This window comes from Nitratidesulfovibrio liaohensis, from assembly GCF_011682075.1.
GTDB classification, from domain to species: domain Bacteria; phylum Desulfobacterota; class Desulfovibrionia; order Desulfovibrionales; family Desulfovibrionaceae; genus Cupidesulfovibrio; species Cupidesulfovibrio liaohensis.
Genome location: NZ_VSMK01000724.1, coordinates 1 through 702, shown reverse-complemented (window position 1 = coordinate 702; position 702 = coordinate 1). Strand labels below are relative to the sequence as shown.

Sequence of the window (702 nt, the reverse complement as noted above, 5' to 3'; positions counted from 1 at the left end):
GCCCAAGGCCCGACAGGGCGCGGCGCAGGGCTTCGGCCAGACGGGGCGAGGCGGCGGCAAGATCGGCCCAGGCCCGGCAGGCGGAGGCCTCGCCGTGCAGGCCGAGTCGCCATGCCCAGAAGGCCTTCCAGAACTGACCGAACAGGCGGCGGGGCATTGCCTGCAGCCCGTTGCCGTTGTCGCCCACGGGAATGAGGTCGAAGAGGCCCAGTGTGTCACGCCCGGTTCGCAGCAGTTCCAGACCCGGCAGGCGCAGCCGGGCAACGCGCGAGGCGGCGGTGGCACCATTCGTGCCATTGGCTGATTGGGCCGGGACGGCGTCCTGTTCGCGCAGCAGCGCGTGCACCAACGATGCCACCCGAGCGGGGTCGAACCTGTCGCGGCACAGCACGGAAGGCTGGGTGCACCGCCAGCAGCCCACGCAGCTGATGGTGGCGCGCAGCACGTGATGTCCGGGGGGAAAGGGGGCGGTTTCCCAGGCGTTCACCGGTCCCATGGACAGGTTCAGGGTGGGGGTCTGGGTCCAGGCGGCCACGTGCATGGGGCCGGTGTCCGGCGTGACCAGCAGGCGCAGCGAACGGGTGAAGGCCACCAGTTCCGGCAGGGTGAAGCGGCCGCACAGGTTCAGGGCCGGGGTGTTGGCGCGGCGGGCCACGTCGGCCCCCAGCGCCGCCTCTGCCGGGCCACCCAGCAGGACGGGCT

The 702-nt window shown here is 72.4% G+C and carries 1 protein-coding gene; it reads right to left on the bottom strand.

The window, feature by feature from the left end:
* Positions 1–702, bottom strand: a 702-nt coding sequence (locus tag FVW27_RS18205) for a glycosyltransferase family 9 protein (protein ID WP_167127918.1), incomplete at both ends; no start/stop codon positions are given.